The 13202-nt window shown below is 69.2% G+C and carries 13 protein-coding genes and 1 pseudogene; 10 read left to right on the top strand and 4 right to left on the bottom strand.

The window, feature by feature from the left end:
• Position 1 precedes the first annotated feature (1 nt).
• The 3 genes from ATI37_RS02595 to ATI37_RS02585 are packed head-to-tail and all read left to right on the top strand — an operon-like array spanning position 2 to position 2847.
• Complete coding sequence (locus tag ATI37_RS02595) at positions 2–826, top strand: FAD binding domain-containing protein (RefSeq protein WP_117236985.1); 825 nt, start codon at positions 2–4, stop codon at positions 824–826.
• 39 nt (positions 827–865) lie between these two features.
• On the top strand, positions 866–1759 hold the full coding sequence (locus ATI37_RS02590; RefSeq protein ID WP_117236984.1) for an AAA family ATPase: 894 nt from the start codon (positions 866–868) through the stop codon (positions 1757–1759).
• Entirely contained in the window at positions 1756–2847 is a 1092-nt protein-coding gene (locus ATI37_RS02585; RefSeq protein ID WP_117236983.1) for a vWA domain-containing protein, read from the top strand. The genes ATI37_RS02590 and ATI37_RS02585 overlap by 4 nt, the downstream gene beginning before the upstream one ends.
• 285 nt (positions 2848–3132) lie before the next feature.
• On the opposite strand, the pseudogene ATI37_RS12420 reads toward ATI37_RS02585, so the two are convergent.
• Together ATI37_RS12420 and ATI37_RS12415 are read right to left on the bottom strand one after the other, a co-directional pair.
• Positions 3133–3600: pseudogene (locus tag ATI37_RS12420) on the bottom strand (nucleotidyltransferase family protein); the annotation flags it as partial.
• Entirely contained in the window at positions 3597–4664 is a 1068-nt protein-coding gene (locus tag ATI37_RS12415; RefSeq protein WP_117236981.1) for an XdhC family protein, read from the bottom strand. The pseudogene ATI37_RS12420 and the gene ATI37_RS12415, both read right to left, overlap by 4 nt.
• Before the next feature lie 344 nt (positions 4665–5008).
• On the opposite strand from ATI37_RS12415, the gene gap reads away from it, so the two are divergent.
• The 3 genes from gap to tpiA are packed head-to-tail and all read left to right on the top strand — an operon-like array spanning position 5009 to position 7978.
• Entirely contained in the window at positions 5009–6004 is a 996-nt protein-coding gene (gene gap, locus ATI37_RS02570) for a type I glyceraldehyde-3-phosphate dehydrogenase (RefSeq protein ID WP_117236980.1), read from the top strand.
• On the top strand, positions 6005–7174 hold the full coding sequence (locus ATI37_RS02565; protein WP_117236979.1) for a phosphoglycerate kinase: 1170 nt from the start codon (positions 6005–6007) through the stop codon (positions 7172–7174).
• 51 nt (positions 7175–7225) lie between these two features.
• Entirely contained in the window at positions 7226–7978 is a 753-nt protein-coding gene (gene tpiA / locus ATI37_RS02560) for a triose-phosphate isomerase (protein WP_117238489.1), read from the top strand.
• Here the strand turns inward: tpiA and ATI37_RS02555 are convergent.
• Together ATI37_RS02555 and ATI37_RS02550 are read right to left on the bottom strand one after the other, a co-directional pair.
• On the bottom strand, positions 7975–8202 hold the full coding sequence (locus ATI37_RS02555; RefSeq protein WP_232822424.1) for a PIN domain-containing protein: 228 nt from the start codon (positions 8200–8202) through the stop codon (positions 7975–7977). The two genes, tpiA and ATI37_RS02555, sit on opposite strands and share 4 nt — an antisense overlap.
• A gap of 19 nt (positions 8203–8221) precedes the next feature.
• On the bottom strand, positions 8222–8446 hold the full coding sequence (locus ATI37_RS02550) for a ribbon-helix-helix domain-containing protein (protein WP_117236977.1): 225 nt from the start codon (positions 8444–8446) through the stop codon (positions 8222–8224).
• Positions 8447–8593: 147 nt separating this feature from the next.
• Here ATI37_RS02550 and ATI37_RS02545 point away from each other — a divergent pair, with 147 nt between their 5' ends.
• The 4 genes from ATI37_RS02545 to ATI37_RS02525 all read left to right on the top strand — a co-directional run bounded on the left by ATI37_RS02545 (position 8594) and on the right by ATI37_RS02525 (position 13190).
• Complete coding sequence (locus ATI37_RS02545) at positions 8594–10066, top strand: hypothetical protein (RefSeq protein WP_117236976.1); 1473 nt, start codon at positions 8594–8596, stop codon at positions 10064–10066.
• 693 nt (positions 10067–10759) lie between these two features.
• A complete protein-coding gene (locus ATI37_RS11945; RefSeq protein WP_117236975.1) occupies positions 10760–11518 on the top strand; it encodes an ABC transporter in 759 nt (252 codons plus the stop codon).
• A 5-nt stretch (positions 11519–11523) separates the two neighbouring features.
• Positions 11524–12285, top strand: a complete 762-nt coding sequence (locus tag ATI37_RS02530) for an ABC transporter (RefSeq protein ID WP_117236974.1) — start codon at positions 11524–11526, stop codon at positions 12283–12285.
• The gene (locus ATI37_RS02525) at positions 12285–13190 is read left to right on the top strand and encodes an ABC transporter ATP-binding protein (RefSeq protein WP_117236973.1); all 906 of its coding nucleotides are present in this window, start codon (positions 12285–12287) and stop codon (positions 13188–13190) included. Before ATI37_RS02530 ends, ATI37_RS02525 begins: the two co-directional genes overlap by 1 nt.
• Positions 13191–13202: the final 12 nt, after the last annotated feature.

Here is a 13202-nt window from a genome sequence, read left to right as displayed (position 1 = left end):
GATGTACCCGGCAAGCTTCCGCTACCTCCGGCCGCAGACCCTGGACGAGGCCATCCGGCTTCTGGAGGAGAACCCGGAGGCCAAGCTCCTGGCGGGGGGGCACTCCCTGATCCCGGCCATGAAGCTCCGCCTGGCCACCCCTCCTCTCCTCGTGGACATTGGCCGCCTCCCCGAGCTTAAGGGGATCCGCGAGGAGGACGGGGCCTACTTCGTGGGGGCCCTCACCACCCACGCCGAGCTGGAGCGCTCCTCCCTCCCCCTCCTCCCCCTGGTGGCCCGGGTGATCGGGGACCCCATGGTGCGCAACCTGGGCACCCTTGGGGGGAGCCTGGCCCACGCCGACCCCGCGGCGGACTACCCGGCGGCGGTCCTGGCCCTGGAGGCCGAGATCCTGGCCAGGGGGCCCAGGGGGGAGCGCTGGATCCCCGCCCGGGACTTCTTCCAGGGGATGTTCCAGACCGCCCTGGCCCCAGGCGAGGTCCTCGTGGGCCTAAGGGTCCCCAAGCTCCCCGGGTACCGCTTCGCCTACGAGAAGTTCCTCCACCCCGCCTCGGGCTACGCTGTGGTGGGCGTGGCGGCGGCGGTCCTCCAGGAGGGGGAGGCCCTCAAGGATGTCCGCCTGGGGGCCACCGGGGCGGCCTACGGGCCTTTCCGCCTGGAAGGGGTGGAGGCGGCCCTCAAGGGGGGTGCGGGCCCCGTGGAGGCCACCCGGGACTACACCCCCCCTGTCCCCCTGGCCGAGGACCGCTTCGCGAGCGCCGAGTACCGGCTCCACCTCCTCCGGGTCCTGGCCCGGCGGGCCCTGGAGAGGGCCCTGGCCGGATAGGGGTTCACCGGGCGGGCCTGGGGGGCTAACCTGGAGGCCATGGACCCCAAGCCCGCCTTCGCCCTGGAAAGCCCCGCGGCGGTGGCCGCCCTCCTGGAGAGGGAGCGGTACATCGCCGAAGAGGGGCTTGCCGTCGCCACCTTCCTGGCCCTGCGCCTGGGGCGGCCCCTCCTCCTGGAGGGGGAGCCCGGGGTGGGGAAGACGGAGGTGGCCCGGGTCCTGTCCAAGGGCCTTGGGGTGCCCCTGGTGCGCCTCCAGTGCTACGAGGGGCTGGAGCTGGAGCAGGCCCTCTACGAGTGGGACCACGCCCGGCAACTTCTGGAGATCCGCCTCCTGGAGTCCTTGGGGGAGCGGGACCTGGACCGCCTGCGGGCGGGGGTCTACCGGGAGGAGTTCCTCCTGAAGCGGCCCATCCTGGAGGCCCTGGAGCTAGGGGAGGCGGTGCTCCTCATCGACGAGGTGGACCGCACGGACGAGGCCTTCGAGGCCTTCCTCCTGGAGGTGCTCTCCGACTTCCAGGTCACCATTCCCGAGCTCGGCACCCTCAGGGCCAGGGCCCGGCCCCTGGTGGTCCTCACCTCCAACCGCACCCGGGAGCTCCACGATGCCCTGAGGCGGCGGTGCGTCTACTACTGGATCGACTACCCCTCCCTGGAGAAGGAGCTGAGGATCGTGCGGGCCCGGCTCCCCGAGCTCCCCGAGGCCCTGGCCCGCAAGGTGGTGGCCCTGGTGCAGCGGGTGCGGGGCCTGGGCCTCCTCAAGCCCCCTGGGGTGGCGGAGACCCTGGACCTCGCCGCCTCCCTCCTCGCCCTAGGGGTGGGGGACCTGGCCCCTGAGGCCCTGGACCCCGCCCTCGGGGCCCTCCTCAAGGCCCGGGAGGACGTGGAGAGGGTGCGGCGGGCCTTGGGGGACCTCCTCATGGCCCTCGGATGACCGACCCCCGTATCCTCGAGACCCCTCTTCTTCGAGGCCTCCTGGGGTTCGTGGGGGCCCTCCGCGCCGAGGGCCTCCACCCGGGGAGGGCCCAGGTCCAGGCCTGGCTCCAGGGCCTCCTCCTGGTCCCCTGGGAGGGGGAGGCCTTCTACCTGGCCTCCCGGGCCCTCCTCGTGGGGCGCAAGGAGGACTACGCCGCCTTTGACCGGGCCTTCCGCCGCTACTTCGGCCACCTCAGGCCCAAGGCCCTTCCCCGGCCCCAGGCCCAGGGAACCCTTCCCGTCCTGGGCTCGGGGGAGGCGGAGGGGGAAGGGGTCCTGAAGGGGGCCTACAGCCCCCTGGAGCGCCTCCTCAGGCGCCCCCTGGAGGGCCTGACCCCGGGGGAGGCCCTCCTCCTTGCCCGGTTGCTCGCCGCCCTGGCCTTCCCGCCCCCCCGCTTTGCGGCGAGGCGGAGGCGCCGGGCTCCCAAGGGGGAGAGGCTATCCCTCCCCGCCACGCTGCGGCGGGCCTTGAGGACCGGGGGGGACATCCTGGAGGCCCGCTTCCTCAGGCCCAGGCGCCAGGCCTACCGCTACTACGTCCTCCTGGACGTCTCGGGCTCCATGGCCCCCTACGCCCGGGCCCTCTTCCTCCTCCTCCAGGCCCTGAAGGGGCGGGGCCTCCCCCTGGAGGCCTTCGCCTTCGGCACCCGCCTCACCCGCATCACCCCCCTCCTCCCCCTGCCCCCCCAGGAGGCCCTCCCTGGGCTTGGCCGCCTGGCCGAGGACTTCGCCGGGGGGACGCGGCTCGGGGAGAGCCTCAGGGCCTTTCTGGAGGGCGAGGGGCGGAGGCTTGGCCGGCGGAGCCTCCTCCTCGTCCTGAGCGACGGCCTGGACCAGGGGGACCCTGAGGCGGTAGCCCGGGCCCTAGGGGCCCTGAGGCGGCGGGTGCGCCGGGTCTACTGGCTCAACCCCCTGGCGGGCCTCCCTGGGTACGCCCCCCTGGCCCGTGGGATGCGGGCAGCCCTGCCCTACCTGGACGCCCTCTTTCCTGCGGGGACGGGGGAGGAGCTTTTGGCCTTTCTCCGCCGCCTCAGGGACCTCCCCTGAGGAGGGTGGCCGCCCCCCGGGCGAGGAGGCGGAGGGCGTCCCGCTCCGCCAAGAGGGGGCCGGCGTAGGCCCCGGGGCGGCCATAGAGGAGGAGGGCGGGCCCCAGGCGGAAGAGGGGGGTGCGCCGGAGGAGGGCCGGGTGGGGGGGCCGCGCCAGGGGAGGGGAGGGTGGGGGAGGGTCCAGCCCAGGGCCCGCACCAGGTGGGCGTAGGCCTCCCAGGTGTCCACGTCCAGGCTCCAGGGCCCCGGGCCCAGCTCCACCACCCGGGCCCCCAGGGCCAGGAGGAGGCCCTTGGCCCCCTGGTCGCCTTGGATCCGCCAGACCTCCCTCCTGGCCTCCTTCCCCAGGAGGGCGGGGCTCATGGCCACTCCCCCGTGCCCCGAGAGGACCCCGGGTTCGCGAAAGGCCCTGAGGAGGGCTTCCAGTTCCCCTGGTCCCACGCCCCCTTGGTCGGCGGGGAGGACCAGGACCGGCCCCTCGGGGAGGGCCCGGAGCCCGGCCTTGAGGCTTTGGGAGAGGCCCAGGGCCCAGTTCCTGCTATGGGCCAGGCGGACCCTCCTCACCCCCTCCAGGGCCCGGCGGTGGAGAAGGGCCTCGTGGCCCAGGACCACGGCCACCTGCCCTGGGACGCTCTCCCGCAGGAGGAGGGCCATGCGGCGAAGGAGGGTGCCCTCGGGGGCGGGGAGGAGGAGCTTGGGGGCCCCCATGCGGCTTGCCCCCCCGGCAGCCAGGAGGAGGCCGTGGAGGCTCACGCCTTGTGGATCTTGCCGGGGCGGTGCCGGAGGGACCCCCCTTCGTAGCCCCGGGACACGGCCAAGACCTCCCCTAGGACCGAGAGGGCAATCTCCTCGGGCCCCTCGGCCCCGATGTCCAGCCCCACGGGGTTGTGGATGCGGGCCATGGCCTCTGGCCCGAAGGCGAACCCCTCCTTCTCCAGGGCCTCCTGGAGCCTCTGGAAGCGGTCCCGGGGTCCCAGGACCCCGATGTAGGGGGCCTGGGAGCGGAGGGCGTAGGCCAGGGTTTTGCGGTCCCTTTCCAGGTGGTGGTTCATGATGACCGCATAGCTCTGGGGCCCGAGGAGGCCTTCGGGGAGGTCCTCGGGGTGGGCGAGGACCAGGCGGCAGCCGGGGAAGTTCCCCTCGTGGACGTAGGCCGCCCGGGGGTCCACCACGGTGACCTTGAAGCCGTAGCGCCGGGCCAGTTGGGCCAGGGGGATGGCGTCGTGCCCGCCCCCGAAGAGGACGAGCTCCAGGGGAGGGGCGTGGGGGTCCAGGAAGACCTCGGCCCCCGCCACCTCCAGGAGCTTGGCCCTGGGGGTCTGGGCCGCCAGGAGCGCCTCCCCCAGGGCCTTGGTCCCCTCTTCCAACGCCCTGGGCTCCATCCTGCCCTCCCAACGCCCCTCCCGGTAGAGGAGGCGGCCCTCGCCGCCGGAGAGGGCGGTGGCCAGGAGGCTTGGCTCCTCCCCTCTGAGGCTCTCCAGGAAGGCCAGGAGGAGGGGGTCCCTGAGGGGTTCCAGGTAGACCTCCACGCTCCCCCCGCACCCCAGGCCGAGCCCCCAGACCGTATCCTCCTCCAGGTCGTAGGCCACCCGGAGGGGCCTTCCCGTCTCCATCACCTCCAGGGCCCTTTGGGCCACGTCGGGCTCCAGGCAACCCCCCGAGAGGCTGCAGACCGTGGTGGCGTCGGGGAGGACGAGCATCTTGGCCCCCTCCCTGCGGTAGGCGGAGCCCCGGACCCGAACCAGGGTGGCCAGGATGCCTTGCCTCCTCCCTTGGGCCAAAGCTTGGAGCAGGCTTTGGACTTCGGACGGCGCCATAAGCTTTTGTAAAACAGGATACCTTGCGCCTCCTCATAATGCCAATCCTGCGGCCCTAGCCGGCGCAACCGCCGCACCTCATAAGGCCCCAGAGGCTTCCCAGAGGGGCCCCGGTGCGTCTGCACCTCCAGGAACCCAAGGCGCGGGGCAAGCTCTAGGGGCCCTGGAAGGTGTGGTGCGACGGGTGCCGGGGAGGAATGCCGGGCGGACAAGGTCTGCAACCTCGAGGTCTTCGGTGGATAGATAAGCCTTTCAGGGCTAGCTGCTAGAGTCCTCATCCTAGGGTTTGTGGGGAGGGGTAGAATCTTCCTAGGCCCCTTTCGGGGCAGAAGGAGGAGAGTTTGATGAAGGTAGGCATCAACGGCTTCGGTCGCATTGGGCGTCAGGTCTTCCGCATCCTATACCAAAGGGGCGTAGAGGTGGCTCTCGTCAACGACCTCACCGACAACAAGACCCTGGCCCACCTCCTCAAGTACGATTCCATCTACGGGCGCTTCCCCGGGGAAGTGACCTACGATGAGCAGAACCTTTACGTGGACGGGAAGGCCGTCCGGGCCACGGCCATCAAAGACCCCAAGGAGATCCCTTGGGCCGAGATGGGGGTGGGCGTGGTCATCGAGTCTACCGGGGTCTTCACCGACGCCGAAAAGGCGAAGGCCCACCTCGAGGCCGGGGCCAGAAAGGTCCTCATCACCGCCCCCGCCAAGGGGGAGGACCTCACCGTCGTCATGGGGGTGAACCACGAGGCCTACGAACCCGAAAGGCACCGCATCCTCTCCAACGCCTCCTGCACCACCAACTCCCTGGCCCCCGTGATGAAGGTCCTCGAGGAGGCCTTCGGGGTGGAGAGGGCCCTCATGACCACCGTGCACTCCTACACCAACGACCAGCGGGTCCTGGACCTGCCCCACAAGGACCTGCGCCGGGCCCGGGCCGCCGCCATCAACATCATCCCCACCACCACCGGGGCGGCCAAGGCCACGGCTTTGGTCCTCCCCTCCCTCAAGGGCCGCTTTGACGGCACGGCCCTCCGCGTGCCTACGGCCACGGGGAGCATCTCCGACATCACCGCCCTCCTCAAGCGGGAGGTGACCGCAGAGGAAGTGAACGCCGCCCTTAGGGCCGCCGCCGAAGGGCCTCTAAAGGGTATCCTGGCCTACACCGAGGACGAGATCGTCCTCCAAGACATCGTCATGGACCCCCATTCCTCCATCGTGGACGGCAAGCTCACCAAGGCCTTGGGCAACATGGTCAAGGTCTTCGCCTGGTACGACAACGAGTGGGGCTATTCCTGCCGGGTGGCGGACCTGGTGGAGCTAGTCCTGAAGAAGGGGGTCTAAATGCGCACCCTACGGGACCTGGACCCCAAGGAAAAGCGGGTCCTGGTGCGGGTGGACTACAACGTCCCCATCCAGGAGGGCGTGGTCCAAGATGAGACCAGGATCCAAGAAAGCCTTCCCACCCTGCGCCACCTCCTGGATGGGGGGGCCTCCTTGGTCCTCCTCTCCCACCTGGGCCGCCCCAAGGGGCCTGACCCCAAGCACTCCCTCAAGCCTGTGGCCGAGGCCCTGGCCAAGCACCTCCCCGGGGTCCGCTTCGTGCCCTCTAGCCCTAGCTCCGAGGAGGCCTACAAGGCGGTGGAGGGCCTAGCTCCAGGGGAGGTGGCCCTTCTGGAGAACGTGCGCTTTGAGCCCGGGGAGGAGAAGGACGATCCCGAGCTGGCAAAGCGGTATGCCCGCCTGGGGGAGGCCTTCGTCCTGGACGCCTTCGGGAGCGCCCACCGGGCCCACGCCAGCGTGGTGGGGGTGGCGAGGCTCCTCCCCGCCTACGCGGGCTTCCTCATGGAGAAGGAGGTGAAGGCCCTCTCCCGCCTCCTTCACGACCCGGAAAAGCCCTACGCCGTGGTCCTCGGTGGAGCCAAGGTCTCCGACAAGATCGGGGTGCTGGAGAGCCTCCTCCCCAAGGTGGACCGCCTCCTCATCGGCGGGGCCATGGCCTTCACCTTCATCAAGGCCCTGGGGGGTGAGGTGGGCAAAAGCCTGGTGGAGGAGGACCGCCTGGGCCTGGCCAAGGACCTCCTGGCCCGGGCCGAGGCCCTGGGGGTCAGGGTCTACCTCCCCGTAGATGTGGTGGCAGCGGAGAGGATAGAGCCCGGTGTGCCCACGCAGGTCTTCCCGGCGGACGCCATCCCCATCCCCTACATGGGCCTGGACATCGGGCCAAGGACCCGGGAGGCCTTCGCCGAGGCCCTAAAGGGCGTGCGCACCGCCTTCTGGAACGGCCCCATGGGGGTTTTTGAGGTGCCTCCCTTTGACGAGGGGACCCTGGCCGTGGGCCGGGCCCTGGCGGAGCTCACGGGGGCCTTCACCGTGGTGGGGGGCGGGGACTCCGTGGCGGCGGTGAACCGCCTAGGGCTCAAGGACCGCTTCGGCCACGTGTCCACCGGGGGCGGGGCCAGCCTGGAGTATCTGGAGAAGGGCACGCTTCCCGGGATTGAGGTCCTGGAGTAGGTTTCCTTGGCCCCTGCCCCTTTGGGGTTGGGGCCCTTCCTTTTATCCCCCATGCGCCGCGTGCTGGTAGCAGGAAACTGGAAGATGCACAAGGTTCCCTCGGAGGCCCGGGTCTGGCTGGCGGAGCTCAAAAGGCTCCTTCCCCCCCTGCAGTCGGAGGCGGCGGTGCTCCCCGCCTACCCCATGCTCCCCGTGGCCAAGGAGGTCCTCTCGGGCACCCAGGTCGCCTACGGGGCCCAGGACGTCTCCGCCCACAAGGAGGGGGCCTACACGGGGGAGGTCTCGGCCCGGATGCTTTCCGACCTCGGTTGCCGCTACGCCATCGTGGGCCACTCGGAAAGGAGGCGCTACCACGGGGAGACGGACGCCCTGGTGGCGGAGAAGGCCAAGAGGCTTCTGGAAGAGGGCCTTACCCCCATCCTCTGCGTGGGGGAGCCCCTCGAGGTCCGGGAGAGGGGGGAGGCGGTGCCCTACACCCTGGCCCAGCTCCTGGGAAGCCTGGAGGGCGTGGAGCCTAACGCCCCTGAGCGCTTGGTCATCGCCTACGAGCCCGTCTGGGCCATTGGCACCGGGAAAAACGCCACCCCGGAGGATGCCGAGGAGATGCACCAGGCCATCCGCAAGGCCCTCTCGGAACGGTATGGGGAGGCCTTCGCCCAAAGGGTCCGCATCCTCTACGGGGGGAGCGTGAACCCCAAGAACTTCCCCCACCTCCTTTCCATGCCCAACGTGGACGGGGGGCTTGTGGGCGGGGCGAGCCTGGAGCTTGAAAGCTTCCTCGCCCTCCTCCGGATCGCGGGCTAGGGAAGGACGCGGAGGGTACCCTCCTGGGCCACCACGTGAAAGTGGCGGTCCAGGCTGAGGACTAGGCCGCCGCTCCGCTCGGCCACGGCGATGACCGCAGCGTCGGCGAAGCCCAGGGGGAGGTCCTGGTACCGGGCCACCAGCTCCCTAACGCGCGGCAGGTCCTCTTCCCCGCACTCCAGGGAGAAGGCCCTGGCCTCGAGGTCTTGAAGGAAGGCCTCCAAGGCCCTGAGCCCCAGGTGATCATCGCTCAGACCAGGCCCTTTCCAGCCAAGCCTCAGAGGTGCGGCCGGAGAGTTCCTCGTCCTCGCCTGCGCCCAAGGAGCGAAAGGGGGGCCTTTGGCGCTGGGCGAGGTAGGCCGCTAGGGCCTCCCGGATGAGATCCGCCTGGCTTTTGCCCTCCCGCCGCGCGGCTTCCCTTAGGGCTCGGTGAAGCTCTGGGGGAAGGTAGAGGGTGGTCTTCTCCATGTCTTCACTGTACACCCTATATGGCAGGTGGCGTTCAGCCCCCACACAGGGGCTTCGCAATACGGGATACCCGAAACAGGACCAGGAGGAGGCTCTTTAGGGGCCTCGCCGCGGCGAAAGCCGCGGTGGGGTACTTAAAATGGCCCCGTGGCCCGGGAGCTTCCGGGGAACCCCCTGGCCCCCGCCCTCCGCCTCTTGGAGGAGGGGAGGGACCAGGAGGCCCTGGCCTTTCTCCTTGTTCCCCAGGAGGGCCCTTTGGAGGCGGAGCGCCTCGCCCTTCTCGGCTTCGTGGAGGCGAGGCGGGGAAACCTCGGGGCCTACCGTGCCCTGGCCCTCGAGGGCGCCCGGAGGGCCCAGACTCCCCTCACCCTCTACCACCTGGGCCTGGCCCTGCCCCCAAGGGAGGGTGCGCTGGCCCTGGAGGAGGCCCTTCGGCGCACCGAGGACCCCCGGGCCCAGGGCCGCCTCGCCCTGGCCCTGGCCCGCACCCTGAGGCGGCTCGGCCGCCTGTGGGAGGCCTTGGACTACGCCGCCTTAGCCCATGCCCGGGGGTTCACCCCCTCCGCCCTCCTGGAGTGGGCCTGGCTGGCCCTTCTCGCGGCGGAGGAGCCTTCCCTCCCCGACCTCCTCCGCCAGGTGGAGCCTCTGAGCCTGGGGAGAAGCGCGAGGGGAGGCGTGGGGCTCTACGCCTGCCTCCTCATGGCCCACCTTCGCCTTCTCCAGGGGGAGGAGCCCACCGCCCGGGCCTACCTGCGGAAGGTCCTGGAGGAGGCCCCTCTTCCCGCCCTTCCCTACCTCGCCCCTGCCGGGGTGCGCTTCCTTGGGAAGGAAGCCCTCCCCTTTCTCCAGGCGGCGAGGCCCTGGGCCAAAGAGCCCTTCACCCAGGCCCTCCTCGCCCTGGCCCAGGGGCTTTACCGGGGGGACGGGGAAGGAGTGGCTGGGGCCCTCCCCCTCCTCCTAGAGGAGGCAGCGGAGGAGGCCATGCGGGGCCTCCTCTTCCTGGGGAGGCCCCATCCCCTCCTGGGAGAGCTCTCCAAGCGGGGACAGGAGTTTCTCTGGCCCGCAACCCCTTCGGCCCACTTCCGGGCCCTGGGGGAGCCGAGGCTTGGGGGCGAGCCCCTCCCCCTACGCCAAGCGGAGCTCCTGGTCCTTCTCCTAGCCCGGAGGGAAGGCTGGAAGGGGGAGGAGCTGGCCCAGGCCCTCTACGGAGAGGCCAACGGGCCCGCCCTTCGCATGGAGGTCCTGCGCCTGAGGCGGCGGGGGCTTGCCGTGGAAAGCCGCCCCTACCGCCTGGCCCAGGCCCTTGCGGCGGACTTCCTGGAGGTATGGGAAGCCCTCCGCCAGGGGGACCTGAGGGGAGCCCTCGCCCGCTACCAGGGCCCCCTCCTGCCCCAAAGCCAGGCCCCCGGGGTGGAGGCCCTCCGCCTGGAGCTGGAGGAGGCCCTGAGGCAAGCGGTGCTGGCCTCCAAGGACCCGGACGCCCTCTTCCTCCTGGCGGAGCGCCTGGGGGAGGACCTGGAGGTCTGGGAGGCCCTCCTGGAGAGGCTCCCGCCCCAGGACCCCCGCCTTCCCATCGCCCAGGCCCGGGCGGAAAGGCTCAGGGGGGAGTGGGGCCTCTAACACCACCCCATGCTGGCCCAAGCCAGCATGGGGGCCCCGGAAAGGGGTTCCTGGGAGGTTCTTCTGAGCTAACCCACCGCGGCTTTGGCCGCGGTGGGGGCCCCCAAAAGCCTTCCCGCAGCCCCGGCTTGGGCATCATGTTGCAAAGCCGAAGTGGCGCTTAGAGCCCAAGCCCCGGGGGCGGGCAGTGGGGGGTGAGGCACTGGGGAAGGACCCAAGAGCCCTCGAGGAGGGCGAGGAGAAGCCCTAGGAACCGTGTGTTTGGAGGCTCCCTGGGCCTACATAACCTCCGCGTAACGCCAAGGAGCCTTTATGAGAGCTTCCTGAGTTACGTGGGCGTTACCTTCCCCTTGCTACCCTAAGGTCAGCCTGAAGGTGGTCAAGAGAGGTGAAAGAGCATGCAAGAGGAGATGCTGCAGTTGCCTACGGTGAACCTTCAGGAACCCGCCGCAGCGCTAACCCAGGGAGGGGTGACCTATAAGCCGAGCCGCTTCAACCACTTCCACACCCTGCCTACGGGCGAGAAGCTCGCCTTCAACTCCCTTTCATCTGCGGGAAGAATTGCGGCGAGAATGGGGTCAAGTAAACGGCAAGGGTTAGGGCTGCTCAGCTGAGCAACCTTGGGGCCGGATTCAAATGGCTCCGGCCCCTATGTTCCTACGAATCCGTTTGTGTAGAGCTATGGTTAGCAAAATGAAAATCGGTCTCACCCAACTCCAAGCGGAGTTTATCTTTGCGGCCCAGATTCTAAGGCGGTATTGGTTCAACAACCTGGTCGGCACCTTCGTGGACCTGGTGTACTTCTACGCCATTCTGGTGGCCGTCCGGAATCTGGTGCCCGGTGAAAACCTGCCGGGAACCTCCTCCCTGGTGTTGATTTATGCGGTACTCCAGCTGACCTTAGGCTTCTACGTTTCCGTTTACCACTTCATACGCACCGATGCACTCCAAGGCACCTTGGAGCACATGGCCCTAGCCCGGAGAGGCCTGCTGTACCAGCTCTTCATGAGGCTCCTAGCCCACGGTACCGTCATCCTGGGACAAACTCTATTGGTTCTCCTGATCCTCCTGGCCCTGACGGGGGTTACCCTAAAAGTCACCTCCTGGTGGCCTCTTGGGGTGGGCGCGGTCTTGCTGGCGGCGATAGGGATTTCCCTCCTCATGGGAGCCCTCACCCTCTACTTCAGGGAAATCAACAGCCTGTTCACCCTCATCCAGTTCACCCTCATCCCTTACTTCCTTTCCTTCATCCACTGGCAGCCCTACATGGCCTACCTCCCCTTTGCCCCGGGAGCCCACCTGGTGCGGCTTGGGCTCACGGGCGGGGAGTTTGACCGGGGCATTTTCCTCCTGGCCCTTTTTCAGGGTCTTTTCTTGCTCGCCGCCGGGCTTCTCGCCATGGTCTACATGTACCGCCTGGTCCGTAGGCGGGGTATATTGGGTAGGTTCTAGGAGGCGTGATGCTCTGGCAACTTTGGAGCGAGCTTCTCCTGGAGTGGATCCTGACCAAGCGCTACTGGTTTGAACTGGTAGCGGGGCTCTTGGCCTCGGTTCTCTTCTTCTATTCCATGGTCCTTGGCCTGGAGAACCTGACCCCTGAAGGCCTGGCGAGCCTGGGCCTGGATGTGGGCCCCTTACTCCTCCTCTTCGCCGCCTTCAACCTGGTGGTGGGCACCTTTCAGTCCGTGGCGTACAGCGTGCAGTCCGAGGCCGCCCGAGGCACCCTGGAGCACCTGGGCCTAGCCCGGGGAGGGCTCCTTTGGCAGCTCCTCCTGCGCTCCTTCGTGCGGGGTCTTACGGGCATCGCCACCGGCCTCCTTATCCTCCTCCCTCTCGCTCTTCTCCTAGGGGTGCGGCTCGCCCCCGCCCCCTGGTGGCCCCTGGGGCTTTTGCCCCTGTACCTCGCCGCCTTGGGCTTCGCCCTCGGTATGGGGGCCCTGGCCCTCTACTTCAAGGAGGTGGATAGTTTCTTCACCATAGTTCGGTTCCTCTTCCTGCCCTACTTCTTCTCCCTGGTCCGGTTTGAGCCCTGGATGGTCCCCCTGCCCTTCGCCCCGGGGGCCTACCTCCTCCGGATCGGCCTTACGGGGGAGGGACTGTCCTTAGCCCTGGTGGGCCTAGCCGCCCTCCAGGCTTTCCTATTCCTGGTCCTGGGCTTTCTCGCCATGGCCTGGACCTACGCTGTGGTGCGGCGAAGGGGTCTTTTGGGGAGGTACTGATGCGGCTTTTAGTGCAAAACATTCACAAGCGCTTCGGAAAGCTGGAGGCCCTGAAGGGGGTGAGCCTGGAGCTTGGCGCTGGGGAGATCCTGGGTCTCCTCGGGCCCAACGGGGCAGGCAAGACCACCCTCATCAAGATCGTCCTCGGCCTCCTCCTCCCCGATGGGGGGGAGGTGGTCCTGGTGGAAGGGGAAAGGCGGAAGCGGCCCCAGGGCTACGAGTTCGGCGTCCTCCTGGAGGGAAGCCGCAACCTCTACGTGAACCTCTCCCTCCTCACCAACGCCCTCTACTTCGGGGGCATCCGGGGGCTTTCCCCCAGGGAGGTGCGGCCCCGGTTTGAGGCCTGGTTGGAGCGCTTCGGCCTCAGGGACCGCCTCCACGCCCCCCTGGCCTCCCTCTCCCGGGGGATGCAGCAGAAGGCCGCCCTGGCCCTGGCCCTCGCCCTCAACCCCCGCTTCCTCCTCCTGGACGAGCCCACGCTGGGTCTGGACCCCGTGAGCCGCAAGGAGCTGGAGGCCATCCTCCTGGACCTGAAGGGGGAGGGGTGGGGGATCCTCCTCACCTCCCACGACCTGGAGAGCGTGGAGCGGGTGAGCGACCGGGTGGCCTTCCTCCACCGGGGGGAGGTGCTGCGGGAGGGCCCCACCCGGTCCCTCCTCCGGGAGTGGGCCGGGGAGGGGTACCGGGTGCGCATTGCCGAGCCCAAGGCGGAGGCCCTGGCGGGGGCCTTGGGGCCGGAGTGGCTGGTTGAGGCCCCGGACCGTCTCTTCTTTCTGGGGCCCTGGGAAGCCCTGAGGGAGGCCCTGGCAAGGCTTCCTGTGGAGGCCCTCGAGGTCTCCCAGGGGACGCCCAGCCTGGAAAGCCTCTTCCTCCGCCTCTTCAAGGACCCCTCCCCCCAGGCATAAAGTTGCGCTACC

It is taken from the genome of Thermus sediminis, from assembly GCF_003426945.1.
In the GTDB taxonomy this organism is placed as follows: Bacteria; Deinococcota; Deinococci; order Deinococcales; family Thermaceae; genus Thermus; species Thermus sediminis.
The sequence above is the reverse complement of the archived record's forward strand: the minus strand, read 5'-3'. Positions and strand labels throughout refer to the sequence as shown.

Excerpts from the sequence above, each read along its gene's own strand:
- ATI37_RS02595 (WP_117236985.1), top strand. The coding sequence starts at position 2 with ATGTACCCGGCAAGCTTCCGCTACCTCCGGCCGCAGACCCTGGACGAG.
- ATI37_RS02590 (WP_117236984.1), top strand. The coding sequence starts at position 866 with ATGGACCCCAAGCCCGCCTTCGCCCTGGAAAGCCCCGCGGCGGTGGCC.
- ATI37_RS02585 (WP_117236983.1), top strand. The coding sequence starts at position 1,756 with ATGACCGACCCCCGTATCCTCGAGACCCCTCTTCTTCGAGGCCTCCTG.
- ATI37_RS12415 (WP_117236981.1), bottom strand. The coding sequence starts at position 4,664 with ATGGCGCCGTCCGAAGTCCAAAGCCTGCTCCAAGCTTTGGCCCAAGGG.
- gap (WP_117236980.1), top strand. The coding sequence starts at position 5,009 with ATGAAGGTAGGCATCAACGGCTTCGGTCGCATTGGGCGTCAGGTCTTC.
- ATI37_RS02565 (WP_117236979.1), top strand. The coding sequence starts at position 6,005 with ATGCGCACCCTACGGGACCTGGACCCCAAGGAAAAGCGGGTCCTGGTG.
- tpiA (WP_117238489.1), top strand. The coding sequence starts at position 7,226 with ATGCGCCGCGTGCTGGTAGCAGGAAACTGGAAGATGCACAAGGTTCCC.
- ATI37_RS02550 (WP_117236977.1), bottom strand. The coding sequence starts at position 8,446 with ATGGAGAAGACCACCCTCTACCTTCCCCCAGAGCTTCACCGAGCCCTA.
- ATI37_RS11945 (WP_117236975.1), top strand. The coding sequence starts at position 10,760 with ATGAAAATCGGTCTCACCCAACTCCAAGCGGAGTTTATCTTTGCGGCC.
- ATI37_RS02525 (WP_117236973.1), top strand. The coding sequence starts at position 12,285 with ATGCGGCTTTTAGTGCAAAACATTCACAAGCGCTTCGGAAAGCTGGAG.